Source organism: Allobosea sp. BK604, assembly GCF_004341515.1.
Lineage (GTDB): Bacteria > Pseudomonadota > Alphaproteobacteria > Rhizobiales > Beijerinckiaceae > Allobosea.
This window is the reverse complement of the sequence record NZ_SLZF01000001.1, coordinates 980,023-999,268: the sequence shown is the minus strand read 5'-3', so window position 1 is coordinate 999,268 and position 19,246 is coordinate 980,023. Positions and strand designations below refer to the sequence as shown.

General features: G+C 65.3%; 13 protein-coding genes. 6 read left to right on the top strand and 7 right to left on the bottom strand.

All coding sequences use genetic code 11. From position 1 onward, the window contains the following. Window positions 1-156: 156 nt before the first annotated feature. From EV560_RS04880 to EV560_RS04860, 5 genes are all read right to left on the bottom strand, one after another. On the bottom strand, window positions 157-828 hold the full coding sequence (locus tag EV560_RS04880) for a GNAT family N-acetyltransferase (protein ID WP_207907943.1): 672 nt from the start codon (window positions 826-828) through the stop codon (window positions 157-159). A 312-nt stretch (window positions 829-1,140) separates the two neighbouring features. After that, window positions 1,141-1,947 carry a carbohydrate ABC transporter permease gene (locus EV560_RS04875; protein WP_207907942.1) on the bottom strand — a complete coding sequence of 269 codons (807 nt, stop codon included), beginning with the start codon at window positions 1,945-1,947 and terminating at the stop codon, window positions 1,141-1,143. An 8-nt stretch (window positions 1,948-1,955) separates the two neighbouring features. Beyond that, window positions 1,956-2,837: a carbohydrate ABC transporter permease gene (locus tag EV560_RS04870; RefSeq protein ID WP_131854508.1), complete on the bottom strand. Its 882-nt coding sequence runs from the start codon at window positions 2,835-2,837 to the stop codon at window positions 1,956-1,958. A 60-nt stretch (window positions 2,838-2,897) separates the two neighbouring features. After that, window positions 2,898-4,160 (bottom strand): ABC transporter substrate-binding protein, encoded by a 1,263-nt coding sequence (locus EV560_RS04865; protein WP_131854506.1) that lies wholly within the window; start codon window positions 4,158-4,160, stop codon window positions 2,898-2,900. Between the two features lie 2 nt (window positions 4,161-4,162). Beyond that, on the bottom strand, window positions 4,163-5,251 hold the full coding sequence (locus EV560_RS04860) for an ABC transporter ATP-binding protein (RefSeq protein ID WP_131854504.1): 1,089 nt from the start codon (window positions 5,249-5,251) through the stop codon (window positions 4,163-4,165). A gap of 542 nt (window positions 5,252-5,793) precedes the next feature. Between EV560_RS04860 and EV560_RS04855 the strand changes: the two genes are divergently transcribed. From EV560_RS04855 to EV560_RS04840, 4 genes are all read left to right on the top strand, one after another. Beyond that, complete coding sequence (locus tag EV560_RS04855) at window positions 5,794-6,573, top strand: DeoR/GlpR family DNA-binding transcription regulator (protein WP_248311887.1); 780 nt, start codon at window positions 5,794-5,796, stop codon at window positions 6,571-6,573. Between the two features lie 126 nt (window positions 6,574-6,699). Further along, a complete protein-coding gene (locus tag EV560_RS36645; protein ID WP_348982187.1) occupies window positions 6,700-11,070 on the top strand; it encodes a glycerophosphodiester phosphodiesterase family protein in 4,371 nt (1,456 codons plus the stop codon). Window positions 11,071-11,275: 205 nt separating this feature from the next. Continuing rightward, window positions 11,276-12,118, top strand: a complete 843-nt coding sequence (locus EV560_RS04845) for a LysR family transcriptional regulator (protein ID WP_131854498.1) — start codon at window positions 11,276-11,278, stop codon at window positions 12,116-12,118. 319 nt (window positions 12,119-12,437) lie between these two features. Continuing rightward, window positions 12,438-13,679 carry an amidohydrolase family protein gene (locus tag EV560_RS04840; RefSeq protein ID WP_248311886.1) on the top strand — a complete coding sequence of 414 codons (1,242 nt, stop codon included), beginning with the start codon at window positions 12,438-12,440 and terminating at the stop codon, window positions 13,677-13,679. An 85-nt stretch (window positions 13,680-13,764) separates the two neighbouring features. Here the strand turns inward: EV560_RS04840 and EV560_RS04835 are convergent, their stop codons facing one another. Further along, window positions 13,765-14,532 carry a glucose 1-dehydrogenase gene (locus EV560_RS04835; protein ID WP_131854494.1) on the bottom strand — a complete coding sequence of 256 codons (768 nt, stop codon included), beginning with the start codon at window positions 14,530-14,532 and terminating at the stop codon, window positions 13,765-13,767. 57 nt (window positions 14,533-14,589) lie between these two features. After that, a complete protein-coding gene (locus tag EV560_RS04830) occupies window positions 14,590-17,247 on the bottom strand; it encodes an MGH1-like glycoside hydrolase domain-containing protein (protein WP_207907941.1) in 2,658 nt (885 codons plus the stop codon). 254 nt (window positions 17,248-17,501) lie between these two features. Here EV560_RS04830 and EV560_RS04825 point away from each other — a divergent pair, with 254 nt between their 5' ends. Then, window positions 17,502-18,593: a PspA/IM30 family protein gene (locus EV560_RS04825; RefSeq protein ID WP_131854492.1), complete on the top strand. Its 1,092-nt coding sequence runs from the start codon at window positions 17,502-17,504 to the stop codon at window positions 18,591-18,593. After that, window positions 18,593-19,243 carry an OB-fold-containig protein gene (locus tag EV560_RS04820; protein WP_131854491.1) on the top strand — a complete coding sequence of 217 codons (651 nt, stop codon included), beginning with the start codon at window positions 18,593-18,595 and terminating at the stop codon, window positions 19,241-19,243. The genes EV560_RS04825 and EV560_RS04820 overlap by 1 nt, the downstream gene beginning before the upstream one ends. The last annotated feature ends 3 nt before the right edge of the window (window positions 19,244-19,246 follow it).

Sequence of the window (19,246 nt, the reverse complement as noted above, 5' to 3'; positions counted from 1 at the left end):
CGTTGCATATGAAACTAAGTCTGTGAAGTTGAATAATTTCTTACTTTTGCAGGCTAGCCGCCAAAACCTCCCGAACGTGATATTTTGATCACTCGGCCCATTGCTGAAGGCGTTTTAGATTTCGCCAAAGCAACGCCTGAAATCGCGATATCGGGGTCAGTATCGCGCGAGCACGGTCAATTGCATGGTCTTTCGCCAGCGAAATCCGAGCCTTTCGTAAAGCGAGATCGCGTTCACATTGTCTTCGAATACGTGAAGGATCGGCGTCAGCGCGCGCCCCTGCATCTGGCGGATGAGCCGCATCATCAGAAGCGCTGCATAGCCTTTGCCGCGGTGGCCGGGATCGACACAGACCGCGCTGATCTCGACAAAGCGGTCAAACCGCATCCGCTCGCCGGCCATCGCCGCGAGTGCGCCATCGGCCCGAATTCCGATATACCGACCGAATTCGATCGTTCGCGGCCCGAAGGGGCCGGGCCGGGTCCGTCCGGTGAGATCGATCATATCAGCGACATCGGCGCTGCCGAGGACCACCGGCTCCGGCCCGGCCGGCTCGGCCGTTGCCGGCGTCTCCAGGATCATCTGAACGATCGAAGCCTGACGCTCGATCCTGAAGCCGGCCGGCGGGTCCAGAACGCCGAGGCCGACCAACGCCACCCGCTCTCCAGCCGAAGTCAGCGAGGCCAGGGCCTCGAACGACGCAGGCGTTTCGCCCGCCACGGCTGCAAACGGCGCGACCTCGGGCGGGTATCGCATTGCCAGCGAGTTGCCCTCAGCAAGAGCGGCGTTCCCGGTCGTCAGGGCGGCCCAGACGGGGCTGTCGAGCAAGGGCGATGTCGCCGATAAGTTGGTTGACGACTGATTCATGAACCGCCTCGCGAATGGCAGGGAGTGCGTTGCCTTGAGCGGCGCAGCTGGCCGCCGAAGCCGACGAGACATGCGAGCGTCCGGACGACCGGGATGCCGGCAGCACGAGGAACCTAGTCTCCGTCGGGCTAGCGGCGTATCGTCGCAAACGACAATTTTGGGGTCATTTACGACAATAAATCCCACGCTGGGAGATCCGGCTTCGCCGCGAAGCGGATCGCGCTGCGGCAATCTGCGTGAGCGATGTTCGCGCGCCCTCGGGCAATGCCGCTTCTACTTGATGCCCGATGTCAGGAAGGCTTGCATGAACTGGCGCTGGAAGATGATGAAGGCCAGGACCAGCGGGGCGATCGTCATCAGCGTGGCGGCGCTGATCAGCGAGATGTCGACGCCGCTCTCGGGCGCGCCGAACAGCGACAGGCCGACAGTGAGCGGGCGTGTCTGCGGGGAGTTGGTCACGATCAGCGGCCAGAGGAAGTTATTCCAGTGCGTGGCGACCGAAACCAGCGCATAGGCGAGATAGACCGGCCGCGCGGCGGGGATATAGACGCGCCAGAGCACGCCGAGCCAGGAACAGCCCTCGACCCGCGCTGCCTCCTCGAGTTCCTTTGGCACCGACTTGAATGCCTGCCGCAGCAGGAAGATGCCGAAGGCGCTCGCCATATAGGGCAGCCCGATGCCGAGCGTGGTGTCGAAGAGGCCGATCCTGGCGATGGTGGCGTAGTTCTCGACGATCAGCACCTCCGGCAGGATGAAGAGCTGCATCAGGACGAGGATGAAGACGACGCCGCGTCCCGGAAATTCGAAGCGGGCGAAGGCGAAGCCGGCGAGCGTGCAGAGCACGAGCTGGCCGATCAGCACCGTGGTGACGAGCTTCACGGTGTTGGCGATATAGGCGAGCCACGGGGCTTGCTGCCAGACCGTGCGGATATTCGCCAAGATCCAGGGCGCCGTGAGATCACGGCCGACCACGGCGTGGATATCGTGAAAGGCGGCGAAGACCGCATAGGCCAGCGGCGAGATCCAGGTGAGTGCGAGCACGAGCGCGCCGAGAGCGTCCAGTGTGAGCCAGCGCTGCATCGCGGTTCTCATCGATAATGCGCCCGCCGGTCGATCAGGGTGAACTGCACCACGGCGATCGCGCAGAGCACGAGCAGGACGAGCATGGTCATCGCGGCGGCGCGTGGCGCGTCGAAATAGGAGAAGGCGAGCTCCCAGATCCAGTAGAGGACGAGCTTCGAGGCGTTGTCGGGCCCGCCCTTGGTCAGGATGAAGAGCTGGTCGATGAGTCTCACCGAATTGATCAACGCGTTGACCAGCACGAACAGGGTCGTCGGCATCAGCAGCGGCAGCACGACGCGGCGGGTATAGGTCCAGCGACCGGCGCCCTCGATCAGCGCCGCTTCCTTGAGGTCGGGCGGGATGGTCTGCAGCGCCGCGAGATAGAAGATCATGAAGAAGCCGGCCTCCTTCCAGATCGCGACGACGATCACGGCCCAGAGCGCGGTGTCGGGCTGGCCGAGCCAGTTGACAGAGCCGAGGCCGAGGAAGGCGAAGGGGCCGATGCCCGGCGTGTAGAAGAACAGCCAGAGGTTCGCCGCCGCGATCATCGGCAGCATGGTCGGCGTGAAATAGGCGACGCGGACGAAGGCGCGGGCCGGGATGTTCGCATTGGCCCAGAGCGCCATACCGAGCGCGATGACGATCGAGGCCGGCACGGTGATTCCGGCATAGAGCAGGTTGTTGCCGAGCACGCGCCAGAAGACGGGATCGGCGATCAGATCAGTGTAATTGTCGAGGCCGACGAAGGCGGGCGGGCGGCGGCGCGTGCCGGCCGAGAACAGGCTCTGCCAGAGTGTCGCGACCGTCGGAGCGAATGCGAAGGTCGTGAGCAGGACGAGCGCGGGGGAGAGCAGCATCCAGCCGTAGAGGGCCGTGCGCCGTCGCTCCTGTTTCAGCATGTCTGACATGGCCGCTCTCGCAAAAGGGGCTGCGGGGACGGCTTGGCCGCCCCCGCAGCTTGGGAATGCTTACTTCTGGAAGGGCTTCAGCAGCCGTTCGGCCGTGGCCTGGGCCTCGGCCAGAGCGGCCTGCGGGGTCTTGGTACCGACGACGGCGGCCTGCACCGCGTTGTTCAGCGCCTCGCGGACGCGGCCGGTCTCATAGGTCGAGAATTCGGAGATCGCGACCTTGAGCTGGTCGCGGGCGACGACCGCCTGCGGGAATTCCTTGCCGTACTGCTTCAGCGCCTCGGTCTCATAGGAAGCCGGGCTGACGCCGACATAGCCGGTTGCGATCGACCATTTGGCGGCCTGCTCGGGCGAGGTCATGTACTTGATCAGCTTCAGAGCGGCCTTGCGCTCGTCCGGCTTGGCATTCTTGAACAGGTAGAAATTGCCGCCGCCGGTGGGCGAGCCCGGCTGCTTGTGAGCGGGCAGCATGGCGACGCCGAAGTCGAACTTGGCTTCCTTCTTCACGGCGGTGAGGTTGCCGGTCGTGTGCCACATCATCGCGGTCTGGCCCGAGGTGAAGGCCTGGCGCAGCGTGCCCCACTCGATCGCGCCCTCGGGGCTAACCTTCTTCTCGGCCGAGAGCGAGCGCCAGAAGGCGAGCGCCTCGACGACGGCCGGATCGGTGAAATAGGTCTTGGTGCCGTCGGCGCTCATCAGCTCCTTGCCGTTCTCGATGGCGAAGCACTGGAACATCCAATAGGCATAGCCGGTGGTCGGGATCATCAGGCCCCAGCGGCCCTCCTTGGTGAGCTTCTTTGCGGCCGAGGCCATCTCGTCCCAGGTGCGCGGCGGCTGGTTCGGGTCGAGTCCGGCCTCGCGGAACATGTCCTTGTTGTAGAACATCACGATGGTCGAGCGCTGGAACGGCACGCCCCAGGTCTTGCCGTCGACCTTCCCGTTCGCCATCAGCGCCGGATAGAAGCTGCCGAGCCACTTCTTGTCCTCGTCGGAGGTCGCGACCTCCTCGAAGGGCACGATCAGGTCCTGCTCGATCAGGTCATAGGCATCGATCGAGAACAGCACCGAAAGCTGGGCCGGCTGGCCGCTCTTGATCGCAGAGATCGCGCGGATGCGGGTGTCGTCGTAGTTGCCGGCATAGACGGCCTCGACATCGATCTCCGGGTTCTCCTTCTCGAAGCCCTTGATCATGCCGTCGACCACGTCGGTCAGCGGGCCGCCGACGGCGATGGGGTAATACATCGTGAGTTTGGTCTGGGCGGCGGCGACGGGTGTCGCAGCGGCGGCCAGGCCGAGGAGGAGGCCGGCAAAGAGGGATTTCATGGTCAGGGACCTTTCGCTGCTGAAGAGGGGGCCGGCGCGCTGCGCGGCCTGTCGGAGGGTGAAGGGGCAATGGGCGGGTCGATGCGGCGGCCGCTGACGCGGTCGAACCAATGCGTCGCCTCGGCCGGCCAATCGAGCGAGAGGCGCTCGCCCGGCGCGACATCCGAACGGCCGGGAAGGCGCGCGGTCAGGCGGGCTTTGGCGGCGACATCGAGATGGACGAAGGTCTCGGCGCCGAGGAATTCCTGTTCGATGACCTGTGCCGCCAGCCGGCCTTCGCCCTCGGGGCGAAGCGCGATGTCCTCGCCGCGCACGGCGAAGACGGCATCGGATGCGTCACCCAGCAGCTGCGCCGGCAGCATCACCATGGGCGGCGATCCGATGAAGCTGGCCGCGAAGCTCGTCGCGGGCTTCTCGTAGATCTCGGCCGGGCTCGCGGCCTGCTCGATCCGTCCATCGCGCATCAGCACGACGAGATCGGCCATGCTCATCGCCTCGGTCTGATCGTGCGTGACATAGATGACGGTCATGCCGAGCCGCTTCTGCAGGGCGCGGATGTCCTGGCGCACGCTGTGACGCAGCTGCGCGTCGAGATTCGAGAGCGGCTCGTCCATCAGGCAGAGGGGATGGTTGGCGACGATGGCGCGCGCGAGCGCGACGCGCTGGCGCTGGCCGCCGGAGAGCTTTGCTGGCTTACGGTCTTCGAGCCCTTCGAGCCCGGTGATGGCGAGGGCCTCGTCGAGCCGCTGCCGGCGCTCGGCGCGGGGCACGCCGCGCACCTTCAGGCCGAAGACGATATTCTCGGCGACGTCGAGATGGGGGAAGAGCGCATAGGACTGGAAGACCATCGAGAGGCCGCGCTCGGAGGGCGTGAGCGCGGTGATGTCGCGCCCGTCCATCTCGATGCGGCCGGCATCGGGCGTCTCCAGCCCGGCGATCAGCCGCAGCGTCGTCGACTTGCCGCAGCCGGAGGGTCCGAGCAGCACCACGAATTGCCCGCGCCCGATCGTGAGCGAGACATCGCCGACTCCCGAGCGCGCCGAGAAGCGACGGCTCAGTCCTTTTATAGTCAGGAAGGGGGAGGCGGACATGGATGAACTCGATGACGTGCGTAGGCGGTTCGGTGGGCCTTTCGGGGCGCGGCAGGGACGGATCGCCAGCACTGGCGCGACGGCATCTCTCCGGCGCAGTGTCGCTTCGGGCAGTGCCTATGCTGGTAGAACGTCCCGTTGACGGGCCTACGTCAGCTCCATGACGTTCATATGAAATTCAAATGAGCGCGACTGGGCGGCATTCTGATCATTTGCTCACGGCGGGGCATTCGTCCGGCGCGACCGTGGCTATGGCGGGCGGGGCTGGTCGGGGGAGAGTGGCCATGGTCGACTCCCTATGCGATGCGGTTACGATGGATCGGTCCGAAATCGTCGATTTACCGATCTATTTGCCGGCTCTGAGGCATCTTTTCACGTGACTTTCAAATCTGCAACTGCTGCGAATTCGCTCGCCCGGGGTCCCTCCGAAAGCGGGAAGCGGCGCTGGCGGCAGGAAATCTTAAGAACCTGTTCACCGTCGTGAAAGCGTCACGGCTGGAGGCTATAGAACTCATATGAACACGCAGAACATTCATTTGAGCATGCGCACCGGTTCCGACGGACGGCAAATGGCGATCGCCGAGATGCTGCGAAGCCGGGACTTCATCACTGTCGAGGAGCTGGCCGTGCATTTCGCCGTCGCCACGCAGACGATCCGGCGCGACCTGATCGCCCTGTGCGATCAGGGCGTCGCGCGTCGTCGCCATGGCGGCATCGAGAGCGTGACGCAGGGCAAGAACCTCGCGTTCAAGGATCGTTCCGTGCTGAACCGCGAAGCGAAGCAGAGCATCGCGGCAGCCGTCGCGAGCCATGTGCATGATGGCGCGTCGCTGTCCTTCGGCATCGGCACGACGCCGCAGATCGTCGCCGAGGCGCTGCTCTCGACCCATCGCGACCTGAAGGTCGTGACCAACAACCTGCCGCTCGCGCTGATGGTGGCGCGCGGCTCGGATTTCACGCTCGCGATCGCCGGCGGCAATGTGCGCGGCAGCGATCTCGACGTCTGCGGTCCCTCGATCGACTCATTCTTCGCCTCCTATAAGGTCGACATCGCGATCTTCGGCGTCGCCGGCGTCGACGAGGACGGCTCGCTGCTCGATTTCTCGCAGGACGAAGTGCGCGTGCGCGAGGCGATGCTGCGCAACTGCCGCAAGTCCTACCTCGTGCTCGATTCCTCGAAATTCACCCGCGCGGCCTATGTCCATGGCGGGCGCATCGATCAGGTGACGGCGGTGTTCTGCGAAACGGAGCCGCCCGCCAGAATTCAACGGATGCTGGACCAGTCCGGTGTCCAGTTCATCAGGAGCTCCGGGCCGGCATAGCGCCGCGCCCTCACCGTGACCCCGCGCCCTCGAGGGCGCGGCGCGATGATCGCATTTCCCCGATTTTCCTCCTCGTCGCGACGCCGCGGCGGGGTCGGCCTCTTATTGTCTTTCGGAGACCAGACCATGACCGATATCGTTCTTCTCGGCCATCGCGGCAGCAACCCCTATCCCGACCATTCGCTGGATTCCTACAAGGCCGCCATCAACTGGGGCGCGGATTTCATCGAGCCGGATCTTTATCTGACCAAGGACGGCGTGCTGGTCTGCTCGCACGACAATCACGACTTCTCGAACAAGACCTATGCCGAGGCGCTGGCGGAGAACCCGAGCCTCGTCACGTTCGACCAGGTCATCGAGCTGGTGAAGGCACAGTCGATCGAGACCGGCCGCAATATCGGCATCACGCTCGAGACCAAGAGCACCAACTACGCGACCAGCGAGGCCGTGATCCAGAAGCTGGTCGAGCACGAATTCACCGACCCGTCGCGGGTCTATATCAACAGCTTCGCCTCGGGGAACCTGCAGAGCCTGCATGACCAGATCATGCCGCAATATGGCGTCGACTTCCCGCTGCTGCTGCTGACGAGCGGTATCTCGAACCTCGAACAGATCGCGCAATATGCCGACGGCATCGCGCCGTCGGTCGGCTCCTTCACCAAGGAGCAGGTCGATCAGGCCCACGCGCTCGGCCTCGAAGTCCATGCCTGGACCGTCAACGGCGCGCAGACCGACATCCAGAACCTGATCAATCAGGGCGTCGATGCGGTCTATGTCGACTCGATGAACGTCGCCCGCACGGCATTGGAGCAGATCAACGGCGTCAAAACCGTCTACGGCTCGGGCGTCGACGAGACGGTCTCGGGCAGTGCCGGCAAAGACCTCTTTTACGCCATGCAGGGCGACGACATCGTTCGCGCCAAGGGCGGCGACGACACGGTTTATGGCGATGCCGGCGACGACCTTCTTTTCGGCGGTGACGGCAACGATCATCTGGTCGGCGGTGGCGGGAGCGACTTCCTCCAAGGCGATGCGGGCAGCGATGTGCTTGATGGTGGCGCCGGCAATGACGTCATCGTCGCGAGCGGCGACACGGTCCTGTTCCGCACGGGCGCCGGCATCGATCTCGTCTCGCTCGACAATGCCAGCACGGTCAACTTCGAAGACATCGCCTCGGGCGACGTCACCGTCGTCCAGGATGGTGGCAATCTCATCATCCGCGCTGGCGACGATGCGTTCGTGATCCGCAACGGTGCGGTTGCCGCGGGGCAGCCGGCCTCGATCACCTTCTCGGATGGCGTGACCTGGGCCGGCACCGAGCTCGCCAGCCATGCGACGACCGGATCCGACGGCGATGTCGCGGCCGCGCTGCCGGCGCTCGAAGACGTGCTCGCCACCGCGCCCGACCTCGCGACCGAGCCGCCCCAGCCGCCGGTCGCGATCGGTACCGATCTCATCGTCAATGGCGGCTTCGAGGACGTCACCGGCCTGACTGTGGCCGGCAATGGCTGGGGCTGGCTCAACGAGGGCGGCACGCTGCCCGGTTGGGTCGACCGTGCCGGCAACCGCGTCGAGATCCACAAGGACATCCAGAACGGCGTCGGCCCGAAAGAGGGCACCAAATATTTCGATCTCGATGGCAACGGCCACAATGTCACGCTGGTCCAGCACATCGACCGGGCCGAAGAGGGCGCGACCTATCGCCTGACCTTCTCGATCGCCGATGCGGATGGTACCACCAATGATGATGGCGTGCGTGTGCTCTGGAACGGCCAGGTCGTCTACGAGGGCATCCCGAACGCCAGCTGGAATACCTTCAGCTTCAATGTGGTCGGCGGCTCAGGCGACGGCACGAACGAGCTGATCTTCCAGGGCACCGAGACGAACCAGAACTGGTACGGTGCCGCGCTCGACGACGTGCATTTCGTCAAGATCGCCGAGCCGGGTGAGCAGCTCCCCGACAATATCGCGCCGGACGCGGTGGCAGGCACGGCCACTGGCGACCAGGGCAAGGTCCTCACCGGCCAGCTCACGGCGACGGATGCCAATAACGACGTGCTGGCCTACAGCCTCGGCACCGGCCCGGCGCATGGCTCGGTCGTGATCAACGCGGACGGCAGCTACAAGTACACGCCCGCGACGGGCTTCGCGGGCAGCGACAGCTTCACCTTCCAGGTGAATGACGGCCACGGCGGCGTCGACCAGGCGACCATGACCCTGACCATCAAGCCGGCGCCGGTCGATCTGATCGTCAATGGCGGTTTCGAGGACCTGACCGGAGCGGATAACGGCGCCGACTGGGGCTATCGCAACACCAGCCCCGCGGGCGTCATCCCCGGCTGGACCAATATCGGCGACAATCGCGCCGAGGTGCACCGCGATACGGTCGGCGGTGTCGGTCCCGCGGAGGGCAGCTACTGGTTCGACCTCGAAGGCGCTCCGACGAATGCCAAGCTGGTCCAGACCGTTGCCGGCGTCGAGGCCGGCAAGACCTACCAGCTCAAATTCTCCATTGCCGACACCGATACGGCGCAGGCCAACGACACCGTCAACGTCTATTGGGGCGGCCAGCTCATCTGTACCGGCATTCCCAAGGGCAAGTGGCAGCAGATCACGATCGACGTCGTCGGCGGCGCCGGCGACGGCTCCAACAAGCTGATGTTCCAGAGCACCACGCCGAGCCCGAATGGCGCAGGCGTCGCGCTCGACGCTGTCTCGATGATCAAGATCGACAAGAATCCGAACCTGATCGTCAATGGCAGCTTCGAGGATCTGACCGGCGCCAATAACGGCAACTGGGTCGGCGATTGGGGCTATCGCAACGATAGCGGCGTCATTCCCGGCTGGAAGCAGACCAATACGGCCGCCGGTGGCCGCGCCGAGGTGCATTTCGACACCTTGAACGGTGTCAGCGCCAAGGACGGCAAGGCCTGGTTCGACATGGACGGCAACAAGAACAATGCCCGTCTGGTGCAGGCGGTTGCGGGCGTCGAGGCCGGCAAGGCCTATGAGCTGAAGTTCTCGCTCGCCGATATCGACGCTGCGACCAATGACGACGGCGTCCGCGTCTCATGGGGCGGCCAGATCATTTTCGAAGGCAAGCCGGGCGCGAGCTGGGAGACCTACACGATCAGCGTGGTCGGTGGTGCCGGCGACGGCAAGAACGAGCTCGTCTTCGAAGGGACCGAGACCAACAAGAACGGCTATGGTGCTGCGCTCGACGACATCTCGCTGCGCAGGCTCGACGGTCCGGTTGGGACGGAAGGCGACGACGCGCTTCAGGGCACGATCGGCAACGACACGATCAACGCGCTCGGCGGTGACGACACGGTCTTCGGCGGCGCTGGCAACGACGTGATCGACGGTGGCGCGGGTGACGATGAGCTCTCCGGCGATGATGGCAACGACGTGCTGAAGGGCGGCATCGGCGACGACGCGCTCATCGGTGGCGCCGGCAGCGACATGCTCTTCGGCGGCGAAGGCGACGATGCCCTCGATGGCGGCGCGGGCATCGACACGGCCAACTACTCCGACGACACCACCGGTATCGTGGTCGACCTCTCGGCGGGCACGGCCGAGGGCGACAATATCGGCTTCGACGAGCTGAGCTCGATCGAAACCGTCATCGGCGGCTCGGGCAACGACGTCATCACTGGCGACGATCTCGCCAACACGCTCGATGGCGGTGCCGGCAACGATACGCTGAATGGTGGCGCGGGTGACGATCTCATTCTCGCTGGCGCCGGCAACGACACGATCGACGGTGGCGCGGGCTTCGACACGCTCGATCTCTCGGCGGCGACGGGCCCGATCTCGGTCGACACCACCCGCGGCCTGATCTCGGGCGCGGGCATCGGCACCGACAGCTTCTCGAACATCGAGAAACTGCTCTTCGGAGCGGGTGATGACACCGTCACTGGTGGCAACGGCAATGACGGCTTCGATGGTGGCGCTGGCAACGACACGCTGAAGGGCGGCGCCGGCGACGACACGCTCTCCGGCGGCGACGGCAACGACCTGCTCGACGGCGGCTCGGGTAACGACCATGTCGACGGCGGCGCCGGCATCGATACGATCAAGGCAGGCTCCGGCAACGATACGATCGATGCCGGCGCGGGCAATGACGTGATCGACGCAGGCTCGGACAATGACATCATCGTTGCCGGTGCCGGCAACGACACCGTCGATGCCGGCTCGGGCGACGACCGGATCACCGGCGGCGCGGGCGACGATGCGCTGACCGGCGGCTCGGGCCACGACGCCTTCGTCTTCGCGGCGGGCTTCGGCAAGGACACGATCAGCGACTTCAAGACGACCGGCTCGAGCTCGGACGTCATCGAGTTCGCGACAAATGTCTTCGCCGATTTCGATGCGGCGATCGCCGCTGCTCATCAGGTCGGCGCGGACACGGTCTTCACGGTCGATGCCGACACGTCGCTGACGCTGAAGAACCTCCAGCTCGCCAGCCTCCACGCCGACGACTTCCACTTCGTCTGAGCGTCACGACCAAGACCGAGCGAAAGGGCGCCCGCGAGGGCGCCCTTTCCGATTCCGTCCACGGTTTGTGCTGGCGCAGCGTGAGCGGTCAGAGCGATCCCGAGACGACAGGATGGTGGCCTGTCGATTGGGCCGGGCATTGCGTGTATGAACCGGATCATCGGCCGAAGCATCATGGAGTGGCGGAGGCGTGAATCGATACCCGATGTTCAATCCGCAACTGCTGCTCAGCTTCGTTGCCGTCTGCGAGACACTGAGCTTCACGCGCGCGGCCGATCGGGTGTCGCTGTCGCAATCCACCGTCAGCCTGCAGGTCAAGCGGCTCGAGGATCTGCTCGGAAGGCCGCTTCTGGAGCGCTCGTCGCATCAGGTCGAGCTCACCGAGGAGGGAGAGCGGCTGCTGACCTATGCGCGGCGGATCATCGCTCTCAACGAGGAGGCGCATGATGCGCTGACGGGCGCCTGGCGCGACGGTGTCCTGCGGCTCGGGATGCCGGAGGATTTTGCCGTCCCCACCGTCGAGTTGCTTGCGGCATTCAGCCGGGAGCAACCGCATCTGCGCCTCGATGTCACCAGCGGGCTGAGCACCGACCTGCGCGGCGCCTATGACCGCGAGGAGCTGGACCTGATCCTGGTCAAGCAGCGGCGCGGCCAGCCGCCGCGTGCCGCGCGGCACGAGCCGCTGTTGTGGCTCGACAGCATGGCGCACCCCGCCATCGAGCGCTCGCCGGTCTCGCTGGCGATGTTCCCGCTCGGCGGGCTCTATCGTGACGAACTGTGCCAGGCGCTCGACGAGCTCGGCCTGCGTTGGCGCGTCGGCTACTGCAGCGGCAGCCTGGCCGCGCTCGCCGCGGCATCCGCTGCCGGGCTGGGCGTGACCCTTCTGCCCGCCAGTTGCCAGCTGCCGGGCCATCGGACGCTGGGCGCCGCTGAAGGCTTGGTCGAGATCACCGATTTCGAGCTGGCGCTCTACTATCGCGACAACGCACCCGTCTCGACCTTGGTTCTGGCCGAGCGGCTCGCCGCGTTCTGCCGACTGGAGCCATGATCCAGCTTCTTGTTCCGCATCGGCTTTTCCGACTACCGCAATCCATATTTCGGGCCGATGGGCTCGCCGCATTGCCGTTTCAAATAGCCAGCATTGGCAAATATCGCTGCCAAATCGCGCCTTCCGCCCGTAATCCAACGGAAACAACGAAACGGAGGCGGCGACCATGGAAGCGGGATTTCAGCAGAGCAGACGCGCGTTTCTCGGCCAGACGGGAGGCTTGGCCACCGCTTGCGCCGTTATCGGCCTGGCGAGCGGCAGTGCTACGGCGGCGCCCGCTACCAGGAGCAGCGCCGCGCCCACGACCGGAACGCAGAGCGTGACCGACCAGCATTACTGCCTGACGGATGTACGGCTCGAGGACGGCTTCGAGTATGACGGCGACACCGTGATCGCGACGCGCACGGGGCTCTATACGCTTGAGATCAAGGCCGGCAAGATCGTCGCGCTGCATTCGGCAGGTAGCGCTCTGCCGGCCGGCCTGCCTCGCTATCAAGCCCATGGCCAGCTCGCGCTGCCGACGATGCGGGACATGCACATCCATCTCGACAAGACGTTCTATGGTGGTCCGTGGCAGGCGCCGCTGCCGCGCCAGGGCAAGACGATCCTGGACATGATCGCGCGCGAGGAAAAGCTGCTGCCGCAGCTCCTGCCGACTTCGCAGCAACGGGCCGAAGCGCTGATCGCCCTGCTTCAGTCCAAGGGCACGACGGTGGCGCGCAGCCACTGCAATATCGATCCGGTCAGCGGCCTCAAGAGCCTGGAGCATCTGCTGCGCGCGCTGGAGAACCATCGCGACGACTTCAGCTGCGAGATCGTGGCATTCCCGCAGCACGGGCTTCTGCATTCGAAGGTCGATGGCCTGATGCGGGAAGCGATGCAGATGGGCGTTGCCTATGTCGGCGGGCTGGATCCGACCAATGTCGACGGGACCATGGAAAGGTCGCTCGACGCCATGTTCCAGATTGCGCTCGATACGGGCAAGGGTGTCGATATCCACCTGCACGAGACGAGCCTGGCCGGTGTCGCCGCGATCAATTACATGATCGCCACCGTCGAGAAGAACCCGGCCTTGCGCGGCAAGGTGACGATCAGCCATGCCTTCGCCCTCGCCACGCTGGCCCCGGGGGCGGTCACGGAGACCGCCGCGCGCATGGCGACGCAGGGTATGACGATCGCCTCGACGGTGCCGCTTGGCAGCATGACGATGCCGCTGCCGCAGCTGAGCGAGAAGGGCGTGTTCGTGATGACGGGCACTGACAGCGTCTATGATCACTGGTCGCCCTTCGGGCGCGCCGACATGCTCGAGAAGGCGAATCTCTACGCCCAGCTCTACCGCGGGAGCGACGAGTTCCGTTTGTCGCGGGCGATGGCGATCGCCACCGGCGGGGTGCTGCCACTCGACGACAACGGCAAACGGGCATGGCCCAAGATCGGCGACGACGCCGCCTTCACGCTGGTCCCCGCCAGCTGCTCGGCAGAGGCTGTCGCTCGCCTGCCGGATCGCAGCGCGACCTTCCATCGCGGCCGCATGGTTTTCGGCAGCGTCGGGGTCGCCTGACGATTAGCTGCCGGACGCGGCGATCTGAAAGCGAAGGCCCGCCGCCGGCGAGCGCGGCGGCCAGCTCGGGCGGCGCAGTGATCGACTAGAGCCCGACGCTACCCTGCATGATCCCGCCATCGGCGAAGATCGTCGTTGCGGTCAGGTAGCTCGCGCCCTCGCCGGCCAGGAAGACCACGACATTTGCGATCTCGCCGGGGTCGGCGAGACGGCCCAGGGGAATGGCGGCGTCGAGCTTCGCCAGCAGCGCCGGATCCTTCATCGTCGAGAGATTGATCGGGGTCGCGACCGCGCCGGGGCCGACGCCGACGACGAGGATGCCGTGGGGCGCGAGCTCGACGCCCGCCGTGCGGGTCAACATCCGCATGCCGCCCTTGGCCAGGCAATAGGCCGTGTTGCCCGGCATCGGCCAATCCTCGTGCACCGAGGTGATATTGATGATCCGGCCCGGCGTGCCCTGCCTGATCATCTGCCGGGCGGCGATCTGGGTGCCGAAGAAGGCGCTCTTCAGGTTGATCGAGAGCACCTTGTCATATTGCGCCTCGGTCGTCTCCAGCACCGAGGTGCGGGTCTCCACCCCGGCATTATTGACCATGATGTCGATATGGCCGAACTCTGCCACCGCCGCATCGACCAGTCGCTGCAACTGCTCGACCTTGCTGACATCGGCCTCGACGCCGATCGCCTCGGATCCGAACGCGGCGATCTCCTGCTTGAGCGTCTCGGTTGCCGCGGCGTCGGAGATGAAGTCGATGACGATATTGGCGCCGGCCTTGGCGAGGCCAAGGGCGATCGCCCTGCCGATGCCGCTATTGCCGCCAGTGACGATCGCAACCTTGCCTTTCAGTGACATCGCTCGTCCTTCCGATCGCAGGTGTTCAACGCGTTGCAGGATCTCTCAGCCATCCCCTCAGCTCGGCGCGGACCTGGTCGCGAGCTGGTCGATCAGGCAGGCGACGAGCCCGGTCCATCCCGTCTGGTGCGAGGCACCGAGGCCGCGGCCGGTATCGCCGTCGAAATACTCATGAAACAGCACGAGATCGCGGAAATGCGGATCGGTCTGCAGCTTGGCATTATCGCCGAAGACCGGTCGCTGTCCGTCCTTGCCGCGCAGGAACAATCCTATCAGCCGCCGGCTGAGCTCGTCGGCGACCTCGTCCAGCGTCAGCCTGGTGCCGGAACCGGTCGGAGCCTCGACCGTGAGGCCCGGCCCATAATAATCATGGAAACGCCGCAGGCTTTCCAGCAGCAGGAAATTGACCGGCATCCAGACCGGGCCGCGCCAGTTCGAGTTGCCGCCGAACAGGCCGAGCGTCGATTCCGCCGGAAGGTATCTGACCTCATGGCGCTTGCCCTCGAGCTCGAAGATACAGGGCTGGTCGAGATAGGCGCGCGACAGCGCGCGCACCCCGTGCGGCGACAGGAACTCGCTTTCGTCGAGCATCCGTTCGAGCAGCTTGACCATCCGGAACCGGCGGGCGAGCGACAGCAGGTGGCGGCCATCGGCTCCCGGATCGTTCCAGCGTGACACCAGCAGCGCGAGAGCGCTGTGCTGCTGGTGGAAATAGGCCATGCGCTCGAGCAAGCCGGGCAGCTTGCGCAGGTTCTCGCCCTCGACCACAGCGACGGCGAAGAGCGGGATCAGCCCGACGACCGAGCGGACCCGCATCGGCTGGACCGAGCCGTCGGGCAGGCAGAGCTGGTCGTAGTAGAAATTGTCCGTGTCGTCCCAGAGGCCGCTGCCCTTGCCGTCGCGTCCGGTCATCGCCGAGGCGATATGCAGGAAGTGATCGAAGAACTTTGAGGCCATGTCCTCATAGGCCTTGTCGTGCTGACCGAGCTCGACGGCGATGTGGAACATGTTGAGGCAATACATCGCCATCCAGGCGGTGCCGTCGGATTGCTCGATATAGCCGCCGCCCGGCAGCGGCTTCGAGCGGTCGAACAGGCCGATATTGTCGAGCCCGAGGAAACCACCCTCGAAGATATTGAGGCCGCGCGCATCCTTGCGGTTCACCCACCAGGTGAAGTTCATCAGCAGCTTCTGGAAGATGCGCTCCAGGAACTCGACATCGCCGACACCCTCGTTCCAGCGCTTGTCGAAATCGTAGAGATGCAGGGCCGCCCAGGCCTGGACCGGCGGATTGACGTCGCTGAGCTCCCATTCATAGGCCGGCAGCTCGCCGTTGGGATGCATCATCCAGACCTCGCAGAGCAGCAGGAGCTGGCGCTTGGCGAAGTCGGGATCGACCAGCGCCAGCCCGATGCAGTGGAAGGCGAGATCCCAGGCAGCGAACCAGGGATATTCCCATTTGTCCGGCATCGAGATGATGTCGGCCGCGCTCAGGTGGCGCCAGTCGCTGTTGCGTCCGTGCTTGCGCGCTTCGGGCGGCGGCGGCTCGCCCGGGTCGCCGTCGAGCCATTCGGCGACGTCGTAACAGTAGAACTGCTTGCTCCAGAGCATGCCCGCAAGCGCCTGGCGCTGCACGAGGCGCGTATCCGCATCGGCGATGTTCGCCTGGAGCACGGCATAGAAGCTGTCCGCCTCGGCCTTGCGTGCTTCCACCGTCGCATCGAAATCGGCAAAGCCGGCCGTCCTATCCGCCCCGACGCAAAGCTGGACGCGCACCGTGACCGTAGCTCCAGCCGGCACGTCGCGCTGATAGAGTCCCGCGACCTTGGTGCCGCGGCTCTCCGGGTTGATCGCGGCCGCCTGGCCCTCGACGACGAAGTCGTTGATGCCGTCCTTGAAATAGCCGCGGGTGGCGGCGCTGCCGAAAACCTTGGCGATGTTCGTATCGTTGTCGCAGAAGAGCAGCCGGTCCGGTGCCTCGAAGCTCAGGGCGAAGCGGCCGAGCGCGTCATGGTCGCCGAGGACTTCGCCTTGGCCCTGCTCGCTCATCTGCGGGCGTCGTCTCTCGGACCAGCTCCAGATGTTGCGGAAGACGGCCTGCGGCAGAATATGGATCGGTGCGGCCTCCGGACCGCGATTATGCACGGTGACGCGCATCAGGATGTCGCCCGGTGCAGCCTTGGCGTATTCGACGTCGACATCGAAATAGCGATCATCGTCGAACAGGCCGGTATCGATCAGCTCGAATTCGGGTTGGCCATGGCCCTTGCGCCGGGCGTTCTCGTCGATCAGCTGCTGATAGGGATAGGCGCCCTGGGTGAGCTTGTAGCGCATCCGGCCATAGGCGTGGCTCGGGATCGCATCGAGATAGTAATAGAGTTCCTTGACGTCCTCGCCGTGATTGCCCTGATGGTTGGTCAGGCCGAAGAGCCGCTCCTTGAGGATCGCGTCCTTGCCGTTCCAGAGCGTCAGCGACAGGCAGAGCAGCTGGCGGTCGTCGCAGAAGCCGGCAATGCCGTCCTCGCCCCAGCGATAGGCGCGGCTGCGGGCCTGGTCATGCGGGAAATATTCCCAGGCGGAGCCGTCCGGGCTGTAATCCTCGCGGACCGTGCCCCATTGCCGCTCGCTGACATAGGGTCCCCAGCGCCGCCAATGTTCGACCTCGCCGGGCGTCCCGCGCAGCCTTAGTCGTTCAGGGTCGAGGGGAGCCGGCATTGTCGGTCCTGGCGAGGCGAGCGATCCGCCTTCATATCAGGCCAGGCTTGCGATGTGCACGCTATCGAGCGGCCCTGCACCGGCGAGGACGCGCGCCACCAGGCCGATCGTCCGCTCCGTGAGGCGATCCCCGCGAAATTTCGCTTGCAGGTAGCAAGAATCTTAACTGCAACTTCCGTGAGCCATGCCGCGACCTTGAAAGCACTCAAGCAGTGCTTTATATAATTTGCATGGTCAGGAAGCCCCAAGCGACAATGGCGTTCTTGCTGATGCCGACCGACGAGGATCGGGACGCGCTGCAGTCGACGCTCGACGCCTATCGCCAGGCGATGGCGATCCTCGACGGTACCAAGGGGGCCAATCTCGTGGCGCTGCACGAGGAGGCCTATGAGGAGATCAGGGCCCGCACCGGCCTTCCCTCACGGATGGCGACCTTGGCCCTGCGCGACCACAGCAGGCATTCGGCCGGCGACGAGATCGTCGACATACCCCTCGATTCCAAGCTGTTCGCCGTCAAAGGCCCGGACAGCATCAGCCTCGCTACCGTGAAAGGCCGTGTCGTCGTCCCCTATACGGTGGATGGCTATCGCGACGGTTGGGACGATTTTGCCGAAGCGCGCCTGTCCTTCAGCGGATCGGCCATCAGCGTCCAGGTCGCCGTCCAGGCCAGAATTACCCCGAAGAAGGAGAGCATGATGTCCAATGAAGGTATCCTTGCCCGCCTCGGCCGCGTGATCGCCGGCGTCGTCAACAATGCGGTCGATGTGGCGGAGGGCGCCAATACCACCGCCGTCGCGCAGCAGGCCGTGCGCGAGATCGAGAAGATCGCCGAGGAGGCGAGGGCGGCTCTCGGCGTCGCTGTCGCCGCCGGCCATCGCCTCAAGGCGAAGGCGAAGGATCTCGACGACGAGATCAAGGATCTCGACGAGAAGATCAGGACCGGCCTGGAGAAGGGCCGGGACGATCTCGCCCGCGCCGCCACCGGCGTCCAGATCGATCTCGAAGCCCAGCTCACGGCGATCACCAAGGCGATCGCCGAGAATGCCGGCGAGACCGCGGATGCCGAGGCGACGCTGCGCAGCATCGCCTCGGCGCGCGCCGATGCGGTGAAACGCCTCGACGATGCCAGGAAGGCCGAGCAGGCGGCAGCCGCCGCCGGCACGCCGGCCTCGCCCTCGCAGCGCAACGATCAGCGCCTCGCCGCCGCATTGTCGGCCGTCGAGCGCGTGACCGGCGTTCCCGCCAAGCCCACGACCGGGGCCGCGGAGGTCGAGGAACTCGGCCGCATCCAGCGGGACGATGCGATCGAGGCGCGGTTGCGGGCGTTCAAGGAAGGCCAACGCTGATGGACGGCATCATCCAGCCGGGCACGGGTCCCTTCTGGGTGGCGCTGATGGTGGTCGCCGGCATCGGCCTGATCGAGATCGTCTCGGTCCTGATCGGGGCATCGGCCTCCGGCCTGCTCGATGACGGCCTGGGCCATCACGGACCTGGCGACCATGAGGCCGGCCTGCTCGGAGGCTGGATGTCCTGGCTCAATGCCGGCGGCGTGCCGATCCTGGTGCTCGCCGTGATCCTGCTCTCGGCCTTCGCCGCGATCGGCTTCGCCATGCAGAGCGTCGCAGCCCATATCGTGCGGCCGCTCCCCATCATGATCGCCGCGCCGGCGGCGCTCCTCGCCGCGATCCCGCCGACGCGATGGCTGAGCCGCGGCATCGCCCGCATCATCCCGCGCGACGAGACGAATGCGCTGAGCCAGGTCGATTTCATCGGGCTTGTCGGCACTGTCACGATCGGCCCGCTCGATCAGGGGAATCCCGGCTCGGTCCGGGTGAAGGACCGCCACGACAACATCCACACCCTGCGCACGAAGGCTGCGCCGGGCCATTCCATTGCAACCGGCACGATCGTCCTGATCGTCGACGGAGCCGATGGCCTCTTCGAGGCGATTCCCGCTCCCGAAAACGTCACAGGCGCGGCCCCGAACAGGATTTGAGAC